At 67.0% G+C, this 14,638-nt stretch carries 14 protein-coding genes; 5 read left to right on the forward strand and 9 right to left on the reverse strand.

Annotated elements, in window-relative coordinates; genetic code table 11:
• Positions 1–36: 36 nt before the first annotated feature.
• On the forward strand, positions 37–387 hold the full coding sequence (locus ACOABP_RS22735) for a hypothetical protein (RefSeq protein WP_474227913.1): 351 nt from the start codon (positions 37–39) through the stop codon (positions 385–387).
• Between the two features lie 71 nt (positions 388–458).
• Here ACOABP_RS22735 and ACOABP_RS22740 read toward each other — a convergent pair whose 3' ends face one another.
• From ACOABP_RS22740 to ACOABP_RS22750, 3 genes are all read right to left on the reverse strand, one after another.
• Positions 459–2,660, reverse strand: a complete 2,202-nt coding sequence (locus ACOABP_RS22740; RefSeq protein WP_474227914.1) for a TonB-dependent siderophore receptor — start codon at positions 2,658–2,660, stop codon at positions 459–461.
• 245 nt (positions 2,661–2,905) lie between these two features.
• Positions 2,906–3,421: a hypothetical protein gene (locus tag ACOABP_RS22745; protein ID WP_066740933.1), complete on the reverse strand. Its 516-nt coding sequence runs from the start codon at positions 3,419–3,421 to the stop codon at positions 2,906–2,908.
• Between the two features lie 124 nt (positions 3,422–3,545).
• Complete coding sequence (locus tag ACOABP_RS22750) at positions 3,546–4,811, reverse strand: MFS transporter (protein WP_474227915.1); 1,266 nt, start codon at positions 4,809–4,811, stop codon at positions 3,546–3,548.
• On the opposite strand from ACOABP_RS22750, the gene ACOABP_RS22755 reads away from it, so the two are divergent.
• Positions 4,810–4,941, forward strand: a complete 132-nt coding sequence (locus ACOABP_RS22755) for a hypothetical protein (RefSeq protein WP_474227916.1) — start codon at positions 4,810–4,812, stop codon at positions 4,939–4,941. The genes ACOABP_RS22750 and ACOABP_RS22755 overlap by 2 nt on opposite strands.
• Before the next feature lie 31 nt (positions 4,942–4,972).
• Positions 4,973–5,914 (forward strand): LysR substrate-binding domain-containing protein, encoded by a 942-nt coding sequence (locus ACOABP_RS22760; RefSeq protein WP_474227917.1) that lies wholly within the window; start codon positions 4,973–4,975, stop codon positions 5,912–5,914.
• On the opposite strand, the gene ACOABP_RS22765 is transcribed toward ACOABP_RS22760, so the two are convergent.
• The gene (locus tag ACOABP_RS22765; protein ID WP_474227918.1) at positions 5,871–6,137 is read right to left on the reverse strand and encodes a DUF2917 domain-containing protein; all 267 of its coding nucleotides are present in this window, start codon (positions 6,135–6,137) and stop codon (positions 5,871–5,873) included. The two genes, ACOABP_RS22760 and ACOABP_RS22765, sit on opposite strands and share 44 nt — an antisense overlap.
• Before the next feature lie 222 nt (positions 6,138–6,359).
• On the opposite strand from ACOABP_RS22765, the gene ACOABP_RS22770 reads away from it, so the two are divergent.
• On the forward strand, positions 6,360–6,755 hold the full coding sequence (locus ACOABP_RS22770; RefSeq protein ID WP_474227919.1) for a hypothetical protein: 396 nt from the start codon (positions 6,360–6,362) through the stop codon (positions 6,753–6,755).
• A 33-nt stretch (positions 6,756–6,788) separates the two neighbouring features.
• Here ACOABP_RS22770 and ACOABP_RS22775 read toward each other — a convergent pair whose 3' ends face one another.
• Positions 6,789–8,435: a phospholipase D family protein gene (locus ACOABP_RS22775; protein WP_474227920.1), complete on the reverse strand. Its 1,647-nt coding sequence runs from the start codon at positions 8,433–8,435 to the stop codon at positions 6,789–6,791.
• A 73-nt stretch (positions 8,436–8,508) separates the two neighbouring features.
• The gene (locus ACOABP_RS22780; protein ID WP_474227921.1) at positions 8,509–9,411 is read right to left on the reverse strand and encodes a mechanosensitive ion channel domain-containing protein; all 903 of its coding nucleotides are present in this window, start codon (positions 9,409–9,411) and stop codon (positions 8,509–8,511) included.
• A 305-nt stretch (positions 9,412–9,716) separates the two neighbouring features.
• On the opposite strand from ACOABP_RS22780, the gene ACOABP_RS22785 reads away from it, so the two are divergent.
• Positions 9,717–10,253, forward strand: coding sequence for a DUF1254 domain-containing protein (locus tag ACOABP_RS22785; protein ID WP_474227922.1), 537 nt, complete (start codon positions 9,717–9,719; stop codon positions 10,251–10,253).
• Positions 10,254–10,280: 27 nt separating this feature from the next.
• On the opposite strand, the gene ACOABP_RS22790 is transcribed toward ACOABP_RS22785, so the two are convergent.
• Genes ACOABP_RS22790 through ACOABP_RS22800 form a run of 3 tightly spaced genes read right to left on the reverse strand, consistent with a single transcriptional unit; the run spans position 10,281 to position 14,597 of the window.
• Positions 10,281–11,819 carry an efflux transporter outer membrane subunit gene (locus tag ACOABP_RS22790; RefSeq protein WP_474227923.1) on the reverse strand — a complete coding sequence of 513 codons (1,539 nt, stop codon included), beginning with the start codon at positions 11,817–11,819 and terminating at the stop codon, positions 10,281–10,283.
• A 2-nt stretch (positions 11,820–11,821) separates the two neighbouring features.
• The gene (locus ACOABP_RS22795) at positions 11,822–13,420 is read right to left on the reverse strand and encodes an MDR family MFS transporter (RefSeq protein WP_474227924.1); all 1,599 of its coding nucleotides are present in this window, start codon (positions 13,418–13,420) and stop codon (positions 11,822–11,824) included.
• Positions 13,413–14,597 (reverse strand): HlyD family secretion protein, encoded by a 1,185-nt coding sequence (locus ACOABP_RS22800; RefSeq protein WP_474227925.1) that lies wholly within the window; start codon positions 14,595–14,597, stop codon positions 13,413–13,415. Before ACOABP_RS22800 ends, ACOABP_RS22795 begins: the two co-directional genes overlap by 8 nt.
• Positions 14,598–14,638 lie beyond the last annotated feature (41 nt).

The raw sequence follows: 14,638 nt of genomic DNA on the forward strand, positions 1-14,638 counted from the left end.
ATCGGGGCTCGCTGACACGTGCCAAGGAGCCTCTGCATGACTGCATCGAACTGGAAAGGGATGGCCCTCGCGGGCGCCGTGGCGATGGCCACGATGATGGCGGGCTGCGCCGCGCAGCCGCAGGCGCCGCAGCCACCGGCCACAGGCGTGCCCAACCCCGGCCCGCAGGGCGGGCGCGGCACGCCCGAAGGCTGCCAGGCCGACAAGCTCGGCGACAACGCGCTGATCGGCAAGACCGAGGCCGAAGCAGCGAAATTGCTCGACGGCTGCGCGTGGCGCTTCGGCAATCGCGAAGGCCAGCACATGCCGGGCACGATGGACTACAACCCGCAGCGGCGCACCATCGACGTAATGGGCGGCAAGGTCACGGCGGTGCGGCGGGGCTAGAAAGACAGGCCTCCGGCCGGCCAGCCCTCTCCCGTGCGGGAGAGGGCCTGCACTGCCGGCGCTTCAGGCCTTCAGAACTGCAGCGATGCGTTCATCAGGAACGTACGCGTGGCCGCCGGCAGCACGAAGCCGTCGTAGGTGGTGGTCCAGTAGCGGCGGTCGAACACGTTGTTCAGCACCGCGCGCACGGTCACCTGCTTGCCGGCCATGCGCGTCGTGTAGCGCGCGCCGATATCGGCCGTGGTGTACGACGGAATCTGCTGCGTGTTGGCCGAGTTCACGTACATCGAGCCGGTCACCTTGGCGCCGGTCCACAGCGTCAGGCCGGGCACGAACGGGGTGTCGTACTCGACACGGCCCGTCACGATGTAGTTCGGCGTGGCGAACACCCGGTTGCCGTTGACCAGCGGATCATCGACGTCCGTGGTCTTGGTGTGCAGCCACAGCACGCCACCCATCAGGCGCACATCGCGCGCCACGCGCCACCAGCCGCTGGTATCCAGGCCGGTGAACTGCTGCTTGCCGTTCTGCACGAAATAGTTCGACGTGTTGGTGTATTCGTAGCCCTTGTCCACGCGGAACAGCGCCACGTTGGCCCCCCACTTGTCGCGGTCTGTCTTGAAGCCCACCTCGTACTGGCGGCTCTTGAGCGGGCCGAAGGTCTCGCCGGAATTCACCGTGGTGGGGCCGGCCGAGCCGCCCGGCTCCAGCGATTCCACATAGCTCACGTAGACGGTCGAGAAATCGTCCGTCTTGAACATCACCGCCGCCGTCGGCGTGATCGGGTTGGCGCTGTAGCGCGACGTGCGGACCGCTTCGGGGCTGTAGTTGTCCTGCGAGAACATGTTGTAGCGCAGGCCGGCCAGCACCGACAGGCGCGGCGTGATCTGCACGGTGTCGCTCAGGTAGACGGACTTCTGCTGGATCTTGTAGTCGCGATACGGGATGTAGTCCTTGCCCACGCCGGCCTGCTCGTCGAGGGCGACGGGGTTGTACAGGTTGTTCATCCCCATGAAGATGCCGTTGCCGCCCAGGCCGTTGTCCAGCTCGCGCACCTGCGACAGGTAGCCCAGGCCCGCGACGATCTCGTGCTTGAGGCCGCCGGTATCGAACTTGCCCTGCACCATCGCGTCGTACGCCTGGTAGTAGTAGGCCGTCTTCCAGCGGTAGTTGGTATCCGAGTAGTTGCCAGCATCGTCCGTGACAAACAGGAAGCTGTCGGCATTCAGGCGGTTCTGGCGCGCGAAGCGGTACTTGAAGCTGGTCTTCCAGTCGCTGTTGATGCGGTAGTCCACGCCGGTGCCCACGGTCAGCGTGTCGGTTTCGTGCGATGACCACGGCTGCGCCAGGTTGCGCGCCACGCTACTGGCGGCCGGAATGGTGTCCGTGCCGAACGACAGCCCGAAGATCGTGCCCTGCGACTTGCGCTTCCAGTACATGATGTCGGCGTTCCACGTCAGGTCCGGCGTGATGCGGAAGTCGGTTGCCAGCGAGAACGTCTGGCGCCGCACGTGCACGCCCTGCTCGCTGGTGTTGCCGTCCTCGTTCACGGCGTTGATGCGGTAGCCGAAGCGGTCGTCGGTGCCGAAGCGGCCGCCGACATCGACCTTCTCGCTCCAGACGTTGTTGGCCTGGTAACCGATGGTCACCTCGCGCAGCGGCGTGTCGGTGGGCCGCTTGGTCACATAGTTGATGATGCCGCCAGGCGACCCGAAGCCGTACATGAAACCCGACAGGCCCTTGAGCAGTTCTACCTGTTCGAACGGCTCCAGCGGGATGTCGGCATCCCAGGTGACGAAGTTCTGGCCGTCCACCTTGGTGCCGTTGAGCATGTCCACCCGAATGCCACGCACGGAGAAGTACGAGTTCTCGGTGCGCGCGTTGTCGCCCAGCACCTGTACGGCCGGGTCGTACCTGAACACGTCGTTGGCCGTCTGCGCCATGCGCTGCTGGATTTCGTCGCTGGACACGGCGTTGACCGAGAACGGCGTATCCACGGCCTTGCGGTCGCCCAGCGCACCGCTGCTCACGCGCTCGACCTTGACCGCCTCGCCCGACCGGTCTGCCACCACGGTGGCCGTCGGCAGCGTGGCAGTGGAGCCGGTATCGGCCTGCGTGGGCGGGACCTGTGCCCGCGCGGGCATCGTCATCGACAGCGTCAGGCCCAGCACGGCAACGGCGACGGGTGACAGGACAGTGGCTGGAAGCGGCGAACGGACATAAACGCGCGAGCGCAGGCTGGCGCGGCCGTTGGACGGACGGTGCAAGGACATCGAAATTCCCGGGATTGTTATTGGAGGTGTGCTGGCTCGAATATGCGGCCTGCGTCGCACACAATGCACGAGAAACGCAAACCGTAATACGAATAATTCGTGTTTATACTATGCGCGAGCCGTTCGTCCGGGGATTTGTTGAGTCCGCGAAATGGGATTGTTGCAATGGCGCCACTCAAGGGGCGCAGCCCGGCAGCCGGGGCCGGGACGGCCCCGCCGGGGATCGCAGGGGTGCAGGCGCCTGCCTACTTGCGGCTGCGCTCGCCGCCGCGCGAATCCTGGATGATCATCGTCCGGTCGAGTACGCCGTTATCGTCGAAGTACGCGCTGAAGTGCGCCGGCACGTAGCCGGGCAGGTACATCCGGTACGACCAGGCCTCGCGCTTCATCAGCGCGTAGTACTGGATCGGCTCCTTGGGCCGGCCCCAGCGTTCCAGTACGTCCTGCTTGGTCCATTGGCCGGGCCGCGCGGTGTAGATCTCGTTCTCGGTCAGCATCTGGCGGAAATCGGTCAGCTTGCCGCCGGCGTCGAAGTCGGCCGCATAGATTTCGTAGCCGTAGGGTTGCTTCGAATAAATCCAGCGCTGCGCGCCATTGGTCATCTGGAACGTATCGGTGGGCGCGCCAAACGCCTGCTGCACGGCCGCCTGCGGGCTGCCGATCAGCTTTTGCCCGGTTTCCACCGGCTGCAACGATGCGCATGCACTCAACACAAGGGCCGCCGCGACGGCGCCTGTCCAAACGGAAAATCGAAACGGCATGGCGGCCTCCGGATATCTGGAATGACAGGACTTGCGTGCCAAGCATACTCCACCTCCCGCGCCAGGCACGCAGCCTGCCTGATGCGTAAACACGCCAGGCCGGCCCTTTATTCCATGCGGGCACTCAAGGCCGCATCCCCTGCCATGGCGTACGCACGATCTCGCGATCGTCGATGGGCCAGTGCAATGCCGCGGCGATCACGCCCAGCGCCATCGCACCCATCCACACCAGATCATAGGAATGGGTCAGTTCGAACACCAGGCCGCCCAGCCAGACGCCCAGGAACGATCCCAGCTGGTGACCAAAGAACACGAAGCCGAACAGCGTGGTGATGTAGCGTACGCCAAACACCTGCGAGACGATGCCGCTGGTCAGCGGCACCGTGCCCAGCCACAGAAAGCCCATCACGGCCGCAAACCCGTACAGCGTGACCGGGCTGAGCGGCAACAGCAGGAACAGCGCCATGGCCGAAGTCCGCGTCAGGTAGATGCCGGCCAGCAGGTACTTCTTCACATGCCGGCCGCCCAGCCAGCCAAACGCATAGGTTCCCGCGATATTGGCCAGCGCGATGATGGCCAGCGCGATCATTGCGCTGGCCGGCTGCATGCCCTGGTCGCGCAGGTAGGCGGGCAGATGGTTGGCGATGAACGCAAGCTGGAAGCCGCAGGCCAGGAAGCCGAGATTGAGCAGCCAGAACCCCGAATGGCCGAAGGCCTCGCGGATGGCGGCCTGCATCGACGGCTGGTTGCCCGCGGCATCGCCACCCGCGGGTCGATCCTGGAACGGCAGCGCGAACGGCAACAGCACCAGTGCCGCCACGGCAAAGACGATCAACGCCAGTTGCCAGCCCGCCACCGACAGCAGCGCCTGCGCCGATGGCACCATCAGGAACTGCCCGATGCCACCGAGCGCCCCGGCAATGCCCAGCGTGCGGCTGCGCTGTTCAGGCGGCACCATGCGGCTCAGCGCGCCATAGACCACGCCGAATGTCGTGCCGGACTGCGCAATGCCGATACAGATGCCGGCCGCCAGCACGAACGCCATCGACGAGGGCGCCAGCGCCATGCCCCAGAGCCCGGCCGCATACAGCGCCAGCCCACCCAGCATCACCTTCCAGGAGCCGAAACGATCGGCCACCATGCCGGTCACGGGCTGGGAGATGCCCCATACCAGGTTCTGCACGGCCATCGCGAACCCGAACGTCTCGCGCGTCCAGCCCCGTTCGGCGATCACCGGCAGCATGAACAGGCCCTGCACGTGGCGCACGCCCAGCGCCAGGCCCATCACGAGCCCGGCCGCCAGCAGCAGGAAGACGCCATCGCGCCACCAGGGCAGCGACCCGGTACGCTGCAATGCGCTGGCATCATGCGAAGGCTGACGAGGTGACATGGCGAACTCCAGTGATGACGGTTTCGAAATGGCTTTATTTCAAGCCAATCCCGGCATCGGCTCAAACGAGATTTCAGGCGCTTTGCCATTCCGTTCATGCATGGCAGTGGACCGGGAATCCGTGCTGTAATGGGGCACGCCAGCCATCCTGAGGCTTTGCCATGTCCGTCCCGCTCGTCCGCCTGTTTCCGCTCGATCTGCTCAAGGGCTTCGTGGCCGTGGGCCGGCGCATGAGCATCACCCAGGCGGCCGACGACCTGTGCCTGACCCAGTCGGCCGTCAGCCGGCAGATCCGCGCACTGGAAGACCAGCTCCAGGTACGCCTGTTCGTGCGTCAGCATCGCGGCGTGGCCTTCACGCCCGAGGGCGAACGGCTGTTCCGCAGCGCGGACGGCGCAGTGCAGCAACTGCAGGATGTGGCTGCCGAACTGCGCAAGCGCGATGGGCGCCAGCCCGTCACGGTCACGGCCAGCATCGGCGTGGCCGGCCTCTGGCTGCTGCCCCGGCTGGGCAGCCTGCAGCGCCGGTATCCAGAACTCGACGTGCGGCTGTCCGCCAGCAACCAGATCAGCGACCTGCGTGCCGATGGCATCGACCTCGCCATCCGCTATTGCCCGGCATCGGCCGCGCCGCCGCATGCCATGCGCTTGTTCGACGAAACCATCGCGCCCGTTGCCAACCCGGCGCTGGGCGCCACCCGCGTCACCTCTGCCGAAGCGCTGGCCGAGCTGCCATTGCTCGAATTCGACGATCCGCGCCCCTGGCTGCACTGGCGCAACTGGCTCGGTGCGCAGGGCTACCGGCAGGCCAGCCGGCGCGGCATCCTGCGCTTCAACCAGTATGACCAGGTGATTCACGCGGCACTGGCGGGGCAAGGCGTGGCGCTCGGGCGCCTGGAACTGATCCAGTCGCTGATCGAAGGCGGCCAGTTGAACGTGGTCACCACGGCCGGTGCGCTCATGCCCAGCCCCAACGCGTTCTGGCTGATCCACGCCACCGAAAGCCCGCGCGAGGATGTGCGCCACGTGGCCGCCTGGATTGCCGACGAAGCGGCGCGCGTCAGGCCGGGCGCAGCACCAGATGTTGCCGGGCGGCCGGCGTGATGTGGCATTGCACCGCGCCCAGCGCGCGCAGCGCGCTCAGGAAATAGACGCCGTCTTCTTCCACGCGGCACTGCTGGCCGGCCGACAGGACGATATCCGCCGATGGCCGCGCACGCCGGTGCTCGACGGTGATCCACAACTGGCCGGCGCGGCAGGTCACATGTGCGCCCGCTCGCAGCTTCACGGGCACGCAGTCCGATTCGATCAGCAGATCCCAGGTCATGGCAGGCTCCAGTTCATGCCTGCAGTGTGGCAAACGGGCGTTTTCCTGCCATGATCGTTCGCGCGGCCAGCCATGAGTTTCGCGCCCCACCCTGTGCGCCTGCTCGCGCCGATACATTGCCGCTAAGGAATCGCCTCACCGATCCGTTAACATGGGCGGCAGCGCGAATTCTGACCCCAACGGGCAGACGGCCGCGCGCCCTGCCTACATCGAGTCACCACCATGGATCCCCTGTCGTTCGAATTCGTCACGGTCGAAGAAGCCAAGAAGGTACTGGACGGCGACCCGCCCGCATCGGCGCAGGTCGACTGGAGCGAACTGCGCCAGGCGCCGGACCCTGTCAACCTGTCGCTCACGCCGGCATCGCTCAGGTGGCTGGCCCAGTTGCCGCGCGAAGCCCGGCCGCTGGAACTGTTCTACGCCTATCCGCGCATCGGCAACCATCTGGCCGCGCTGGGCAATGCCGCCTCCGTGTCCGCCTTCGTCGCCGAACTACTGATCGACAAGCGCGGCAACCGCCAGGGGTTTCCGGGCGGCATCGCGGTGGAGCTGTCGCGCCTGCAGGAATACCTGCTGCAATTGCTGCAGCCGGGCGGCGCCGGCATCGCGCAACCCTAGCCAGGCCAGGACCGCGCACAGGGCCTGGCCGACCTAGAGCTGGTCCTCCACGGGCAGGACCTGCAGGATGTCGATCCCCATGTGCTGCCACGCGCTCATGCCGGGCTCGTGCTCGTAGGTCGTTTCCTTGCCGTTGTCGCGCGTGGTCCATGTCAGCGATTCCGCACCGCTGTCGCTGGTCTTCAGGCCCACCCGGTAGGCGATATCGAGCAGCCGGCGGTCCATGTCCTCCACCAGCAGCCTGGCCAGCGCCGGGATGTCCAGCACCACGCCCATCTCGGTATTGAGCTTGATCGAACGCGGGTCCAGGTTCATCGATCCGATGAACAGCGCCTGGCGGTCCACCACATAGGCCTTGGCATGCAGGCTTGCGCGGCTCGACGCGAACATGCGCGACCTGGGCGCGCGGCTGCGCACCAGTTCGGCATCGGCCGTGGGTTTCAGCTCGTAGAGTTCCACCCCGGCCTCCAGCAGCCGCTTGCGCGTGGGTGCGTAGCCGGCATGCACCGCTGCAACGTCGGTGGCGGCGAACGAATTGGTCAGCACGCGCACCTTGACGCCGCGCTTGACCATCGCGGCCAGCCAGGCCTCGCCCTTCTTGTTGGGCACGAAGTACGGCGACACCAGCACCAGTTCCGTCCGGGCCTTTTCCAGCAGCGCGCGCAGTTGCGGGATGGCGTGGGTCGACGGGTCATCCGACGATTCCTCGATCTTGTCGGCCTTGTCGGCAATGACCCGCGCCGCGCCCATGTAGCCGGGCAGGTGGCCCGACTCGATGCCGCGCGCCAGGCCGGAATCCAGCAGTTCCTGCACGAACGGGCTGGCGCGCGCCATGTCCCCCTTGGCCTCGATCTGCTTGCGGAACGCGCGCAACTCGTCAGGAGCCTCCTTGCCTTCCGGGGTCAGGGTGGCAACGGGGTAGGCGCTCTGGCTGTTCCAGTACTCGTCGAACACCTTGCTGGCGGCCGGCACCGCGGGCCCGGCCACCATCACGTCCAGGTCGCTGAACGCCATGTCGGGCTTGGCCGCGAAATACGCGTCGCCGATATTTCGACCGCCCATGATCGACACCAGGTTGTCCACCGTCATCTGCTTGTTGTGCATGCGGCGGTTAAGGCGGCCGAAATCGAACAGCAGTTCCACCCAGCGGGCGTTGCGGTTGGCAAACGGGTTGAAGATGCGCACCTCGATGTTCGGATGCGAGTCGATCGCCGCCCAGACCTTGTCCTGCTTGCCGGTATGGATGTCGTCCAGCAGGATGCGCACGCGCACGCCGCGATCGGCGGCGTCGATCACCTCGCCCAGCAGCGCGCTGCCGGTGGTATCGACGTCATAGATGTAGTACTGCAGGTCCAGCGTCTTCTGCGCGGCCCGCGCCAGCGCCATGCGTGCCGTCAGCGCATCGGGCCCCGCGCCCAGCGGGTAGAAGATCGACTGCCCGGGATTCTGCGCCAGCCGGGGCGCCAACGACCGCGCCAGCAGCGTACTGCCGGTATCGGTGGCGGCGTAGCTGGGAGTGCGTCCGGCATTGGCAGGCAGGCTCGCGCATCCGCCAACCAGGGCCATCCAGACCGACAGGGCGACCAGCCACGCCAGCGACCGCGCGTGCCGCCATCCGCGCTCCGGCGCTCCGGCGGGCACCGTGCCGGGGCCTTGCCATCGAATCAGCGCCTGCGCCATGGTCCTCTCCTCGATGGTCCTGCCGATACCGGGGTGCCGGACGCTGCGGATGCCGTGCCTGCCCCGCCCGGTGCTACGGCTGCACCGAAGGCATGCCCGGTGTGCCGGGCGTTCCGGGCTCCGTCGCGGATTCCACCCCGGATGCGGCCCCGGATGCCACCGGCCGGCCCTGCGCCCGCTCGCGGTAATAGCCGCGCACGATCTGCTGCGCCACCGCCAGCCGAGCGCTGACCGGCACCGGAAAGCGCACCACGGCATCGAAGCGTGTCACGTCGAACGGTTCGAATATCACGCGTGGCTCGAACTGCGACAGGTCCACGAAGCGCATGTCGCCATAGCGCCGCAGCGTGCGCCCCGCTTCCTCCATGAATCCTTCGCAAGCACGTCGCGCCACCTGCACCAGCAGCGCCTCCACGGTTTCGGGGTCGTCGCCCACGGCCAGTGGAATACGCACCATGTCCAACGTATAGGCACCGGCCTGCGAATGGTTGCGCACTGCCGTGGTCAGCAGCATGCTGTTGGGCACCTGCACCGTAAAGCCCGTGTACTGGCGCGCGGCGGCCACTTCCACCAGCGTAGTGGACATCACGTCCATGTCGATGACTTCGCCGCCGAAGGGGCCGATCTCCACCAGGTCGCCCAGCTGGAACGGGCGCGTGATCATGCGCATGAACGCACCCAGGAAGCACATCACCAGTTCCTTGCCGACCAGCAGCAGGGCCGCCGCGAACGCCGCCAGCGAAATCGCCACGCTCTTCAGTTCGGACACCCAGATGCCCAGCAGCAGCAGGAACACCACCGCTGCCACCAGGTTGCGCGACGCCACCGTCCAGGCGCGATAGCTGCCCCGGTTGTCGGCCTGCAGCCGCGCCGAGAAGAAGCGGTTGATCAGCTTGACCACCAGCGTGCCGGCCAGGATCACCACCACGCTGGTAATGATGTTGACCAGGATGCTGTCGTTGGCGTTGAAGTGCATGGGCGATTTGTCTGTTGTTCTGCATCCCCGACCTCCACCGCCGTAACACATTGTTGCAATCGGCGCCGCAGGTAGGAATGCCCACGGCGATTCTATCCACTTGACAGTGTGCGGTGCTGGCTCTTTGTCCAAAAGTCGGATTCGTCCGGTTCCGCTGTCGGCGTTTCTCTTGCAATTGCTGCATCCGCACCTTGTGTGCGAAAGCAAAAACCGAATGGCGCAGCCGGGGCAGAATCGGCCCGCCGCGCCGGTACAGCCCGGCAGCACGGCCCAGACCGACGGAACAAGAGCAAGGAGGAACGACAATGATGTGGAAGACCAGCCGCCGCTGGCTGATGGCAGGCGCAGGCGCCGCCGTCATGACGCTGCCGTGCGGCGCAGCAAATGCGGCAACAGGCGGAGCCGTGACGGCCGCGCCCGAGCAGGCACGGGCCCTGGCGCGCGAAGCCTGGATCTACGGCTATCCGGTGGTCGAGTCGTACAAGACCCTGTACGCCCAGGCGGTAGACCGTAACGATCCGAACTTCAAGGCGCCGTTCAACCAGATGGGCCACAGCGCCGGCACGTTCTCGCCGAAGGACACGGCGATCATCACGCCCAACGCCGACACGCCCTACTCGTTCGCCTGGCTGGACCTGCGCGCCGAGCCGGTGGTGCTGACCCTGCCTGCCTTGGAGCCGGACCGGTACTACTCGGTGCAACTGCTGGACCTTTACACGCAGATTTTCGGCTACCTGGGTACGCGCGAGACCGGCAATGGCGGCGGCCACTTCCTGGTGACCGGGCCGGAAGCGGCCAACGGCAGCTGGAGGCAGCCGCCGCTGGTGAAGGTGGCCCAATAGGGCAGTAGCGCCAGGCAGGAACGCCGGTCAGGAAGCCGGGGTGGCAGGGGCTACCGGCGCGGCGGGCGCAGCAGCGGTGTCCGGAGCACCCTGCGCGGCCGCCGCCGTCTGCCATCCCAGTCCCAGCGACTTCTGCAGCGACACATAGTCCTTGAGCAGATCCGCATCGCCAGAGATGCGATTCTGCTGCGCCACCACGCGCGTGCGCTCCACGTCGAGCCATTCGAGCATGCTGGCCGTGCCGGCGCGATAGCGCTGTTGCTGCAGCGTCGACGCCCGTTCGGACGATGCCTCCACGCGGCGCAGCACCACCACGTGTTCACGCTGATGGCCATAACGCGACAGGGCCACGTCCGCATCGCGCAGCGCCTTCAGCACCGTGCTGCGATAGTTGGCATCGGCCTCGTCGCGCCCGCCCTCGGTACTGTCCACCCCGGCGGCCACGCGGCCGAAATCGAGGATGTTCCATTGCAGGCGCGGCAACGTCAGCCAGGTGCCGTTGTCCTTGCGCGCCAGGTGGCCGGGGTCCATGGCACTGAATCCCAGCGACCCCAGCAGCGACAGCTTCGGGAACCAGTCGGCCTTGCGCACGCCGATCTGGGCCGTGCTCGATGCCAGCCGGCGTTCTGCCGCGCGGATATCGGGGCGTGCCTTCAGCAGCGCAGCCGGATCGCCCACTGCCACGGTCTCGGGCACATTGGGCAGCGGACGCGCCGCCGACAGTTCGGCGTCGAGCGTGCCGGGGGCACGGCCAGTCAACACCGCCAGCTGGTCGAACTGTTCGGCGATGCTGGCCTGCACCGGCGACATCTGCGCGCGCGTGTTGTCGAGCTGCGTCAGCAGGCGCTCCACTTCGAGCTGCGACGCCACGCCGCGTGCGCGCCGTTGCTGCGTCAGGTCGAGCATGTCGGCTTCGAGCTTCTCGGAATCCTGCAGGTGCGCCAGGCTCGCCTGCTGCTCGCGCAGCGTGATATAGGCCTGCGCCACCTCGGCGGCCAGCTGCACATGCGCGTCCGCCAGTTGTGCCGATGCCGCATCGGCTTCGGCCGAGGCCGCCTCGATCGACCGGCGCGTACCGCCGAACAGGTCGATTTCCCAACTTGCATCGAAGCTGGCGATATACAGCGACAGCGGCCCGCGCCCGCCACCCGACGATCCACCGCCGGACAGCGCCGACAGGTCCGGCGAGCGGGTGCGCAGCATCGCCGCATCGAAGCCCACCTTCGGCAACAGGTTGGCCTTGTTGCTATCCAGCCCGGCACGGGCCTGGCGCACGCGGGCGCGCGCCACGTCGATATCGGGGCTGTCCTTGAGCGCGGTCTCGATCAGCGTGTCGAGCTGGGCATCGCCCAGCGCGTGCCACCAGTCCGCGGCACGCGGCGCAACGGGCTCGGCCTCGGCCGGCGCGTGCGGAAAGCGGCCGGCATCGATTGCGTTGGCAGCCACTGCGGGCGCACTGCGGTAGTCGGGGCCCACCGTGCATCCGGCAGCGAGCCATCCGGCGGCAAGCGAGGCGGCCGTCAGGGCCAGCAGGCGTGGCCGCCTGGCATGTGAAAAGACAGACATGATCAATGACCGGTGGAAACAGGCGCGCCCGGACGGGGCGGCTTGAGCAGCAGGGCCAGCGGCACGCAGCACAGCAGCGCAATGCCAAGGGCAAAGAAGGTTTCGGAGAACGTCATTACGGCGGCCTGGCGCGCGATCTCGCCGCTGAGCTGGGCCACGGCCTGCAGTTGCGCGTGGGCGAAGTCGCCGCCCTGGGCCACGAACCCGGCGATGCTGGACGTCATATGGTCCTGGCCGATACTGCTGTTGGCCGTGACCGATTCGCGGATCACCGAGTCGTGATAGGCGTTGCGGCGATCGATCAGCGTGCCAAGCAGCGCCAGGCCGATCGAGCCACCCAGGTTGCGCGCCATGTTGTAGAGCCCGGCGGCGTCACCGGCTTCGTGCGTAGCCACGGCCGCCATCGACGCCTGGTTCAGCGGCATCATTGCCAGGATCTGCCCAAACCCGCGCAGGATTTGCGAGAAGGTGAAATCATGGCCCACGCTGTCTACCGTCAGGCCGATATCGAGCATGCAGCTCGCAAAGAAGCACACCAGGCCGCTGATCACGAGCCAGCGGCTGTCGAACTTGCCCAGTATGCGCGGCAGCACCGGCATCAGCAGGAACGCCGGCAGCCCCGACAGCAGCATGATGCCGCCCGCCTGCTCGGCGTTGTAGCCGGCAATCAGCGACAGGAACTGGGGCAGCAGGTACGACACGCCGTACAGGCCGGCACCCACCGTGGTCACGATCAGGATCACGCTGGCGTAGTTCTTGTTCAGCAGCAGCCGCAGCCGCACGATGGGCTGCCTTGCCGTGAACTGGCTGATCAGCATCATCGATAGCCCGATAGCCGACAGCACCGACAGGTAGACGATGGACTGCGACTCGAACCACTGCTCGCGCTGGCCTTCCTCAAGCACCACGGTCAGCGAACTCAGCCCGATGGTCAGGCCGACGATGCCCAGCCAGTCGGCCTTGAAGAATGCCTCCACGTCGGCGCGCTCGGCCTTCAGGCCAAAGTACAACAGCGGCACCAGCACGGCCGTGATCGGCACGTTCAGGAAGAAGCACCAGCGCCAGTTGATGTTCTCGGCCAGCCAGCCGCCCACCACCGGGCCCAGCAACGGCCCGAGCAGCACGATCAGCCCGAACATCGACATGCCGATGGGCATCTGGTGGCGCGGCAGCCGGGTGCGCACGATGGTCTGCGCGGTCGGGATCATCGCGCCCCCGGCCAGGCCCTGCCCGATACGGCCGATGACCATCTGCGGCAGGCTATGCGACATGCCGCAGACCATCGAGAACGCCGTGAACAGCAACGCGTTCCACATCAGGAAGCGGCGCAGGCCAAAGACGCGCGTCAGCCATGCCGTGAGCGGGATGATCACGATCTCGGCCATCAGGTAGCCGGTGGACACCCAGGTGCCCTCGGTGCCGGCTGCGCCGATCTGTCCCTGGATCTGCGGCAACGCCGAGTTGGTAATCGAGATGTCCAGCGTGGCCAGCAGCGCGCCGAGCGAACCGGCGGCCACGGCGATCCAGTCGGCTGCCGAGGCGTTCGGTTGCTGCGCGGCGGGAGACTGGGGCACCTGGCTCGCGGCCGCGGCCTCAGCCATGGCTGGCTCCGCGGGCGGGCGCCTGGACGTTGGCCGGGGTTTTGGCCGGCGCATTGGCAGAGTTGTGGGCCGGATTCAGCTCGCGCGTATCGACATCGACCACCACCGACAGGCCCGGCACCAGCACGGGCCGCGCCGCGTTCGGCACATCCACGTGAATCCGCACCGGCACGCGCTGGACGATCTTGGTGAAGTTGCCGGTGGCGTTCTGCGCCGGCAGCAGCGCGAACTGCGAGCCGGTGCCCGGCGACAGGCTGTCGATCACGCCATGCAGCGCGTCGCCAGACAACGCATCGACATGCAGCGTCACGGGCTGGCCTGTCCGCATGCGGCCGACCTGCGTTTCCTTGAAGTTGGCGGTCAGGTACAGGTCCTGCACCGGCACCACGGTCAGCAGCCGCGTGCCGGGCTGGGCAAACTGACCGACGCGCACGCCCTTGTCGGCCACGCGTCCGGCGGTGGTAGCACGCACGATGGTGTCTTCCAGATCCAGCTTGGACTTGCGCGCGCTGGCCTCGGCCACGTCCAGTTGGGCGCGCGCCTGTTGCAGGCGCGTCTGCAGCGTCACGGTCTGGCTCTGTTCCACCTTGAGGGCCGCCTCATTGGCGGCAAGCGTGGTCGACGCACGGGTCTGCGCGTTACGTAGTTCGGCAGTGCGCTCCTCGGTCTCGGCGCCGGTCCTGACCAGCGGCGCATAGCGCTCCACCTGCGACGCCGCGTAGCGCGCGTTGGCGCGGGCGCCATCCACCTCGGCGGCGGCCTGGGCAATGCGGGCCTTCTGCTGCTGCAGGTCGGCATCGGCGCGCGCCACGTCGGCCTGGCGCGACGCCACGTTGGCCTGCGCCTCGTCGAAGGCCGCCTGGTACTGGCGGTTGTCCAGTCGCACCAGTTCCTGCCCCGCCGCCACCTGCTGGTTGTCGCGCACGTAGACCTCGGCCACGTAGCCGCTGACCTTGGGCGCCACGGTCACGCTATCGGCCTGGATGTAGGCGTCGTCGGTAGTTTCAATGAATCGGCCATAGACCCACCAGCGCACGCCGATGACCAGGGCGATCAGCACCAGCGCGGCGCCAATGCCGATCAGCACGGTGCGGCGACGGCTGGCGCGCGAGGAAGGGATATGCTGCGATGCAACATCGGCCGGCATGGCCGGCGCATTGGAATGAGGGGCTGACATGAGGAGGCGGGGCGGCGAGAGTCGGGAATGCTGCGCAATTA

This window comes from Cupriavidus sp. HE11 (assembly GCF_056097175.1).

What these genes read in the sequence shown, in the direction of transcription:
- ACOABP_RS22795 (WP_474227924.1), bottom strand. Translation starts at nt 13,420, where the DNA reads ATGGCTGAGGCCGCGGCCGCGAGCCAGGTGCCCCAGTCTCCCGCCGCG.
- ACOABP_RS22750 (WP_474227915.1), bottom strand. Translation starts at nt 4,811, where the DNA reads ATGTCACCTCGTCAGCCTTCGCATGATGCCAGCGCATTGCAGCGTACC.
- ACOABP_RS22770 (WP_474227919.1), top strand. Translation starts at nt 6,360, where the DNA reads ATGGATCCCCTGTCGTTCGAATTCGTCACGGTCGAAGAAGCCAAGAAG.
- ACOABP_RS22765 (WP_474227918.1), bottom strand. Translation starts at nt 6,137, where the DNA reads ATGACCTGGGATCTGCTGATCGAATCGGACTGCGTGCCCGTGAAGCTG.
- ACOABP_RS22790 (WP_474227923.1), bottom strand. Translation starts at nt 11,819, where the DNA reads ATGTCTGTCTTTTCACATGCCAGGCGGCCACGCCTGCTGGCCCTGACG.
- ACOABP_RS22800 (WP_474227925.1), bottom strand. Translation starts at nt 14,597, where the DNA reads ATGTCAGCCCCTCATTCCAATGCGCCGGCCATGCCGGCCGATGTTGCA.
- ACOABP_RS22760 (WP_474227917.1), top strand. Translation starts at nt 4,973, where the DNA reads ATGTCCGTCCCGCTCGTCCGCCTGTTTCCGCTCGATCTGCTCAAGGGC.
- ACOABP_RS22735 (WP_474227913.1), top strand. Translation starts at nt 37, where the DNA reads ATGACTGCATCGAACTGGAAAGGGATGGCCCTCGCGGGCGCCGTGGCG.
- ACOABP_RS22780 (WP_474227921.1), bottom strand. Translation starts at nt 9,411, where the DNA reads ATGCACTTCAACGCCAACGACAGCATCCTGGTCAACATCATTACCAGC.
- ACOABP_RS22775 (WP_474227920.1), bottom strand. Translation starts at nt 8,435, where the DNA reads ATGGCGCAGGCGCTGATTCGATGGCAAGGCCCCGGCACGGTGCCCGCC.
- ACOABP_RS22740 (WP_474227914.1), bottom strand. Translation starts at nt 2,660, where the DNA reads ATGTCCTTGCACCGTCCGTCCAACGGCCGCGCCAGCCTGCGCTCGCGC.
- ACOABP_RS22785 (WP_474227922.1), top strand. Translation starts at nt 9,717, where the DNA reads ATGATGTGGAAGACCAGCCGCCGCTGGCTGATGGCAGGCGCAGGCGCC.
- ACOABP_RS22745 (WP_066740933.1), bottom strand. Translation starts at nt 3,421, where the DNA reads ATGCCGTTTCGATTTTCCGTTTGGACAGGCGCCGTCGCGGCGGCCCTT.
- ACOABP_RS22755 (WP_474227916.1), top strand. Translation starts at nt 4,810, where the DNA reads ATGGCGAACTCCAGTGATGACGGTTTCGAAATGGCTTTATTTCAAGCC.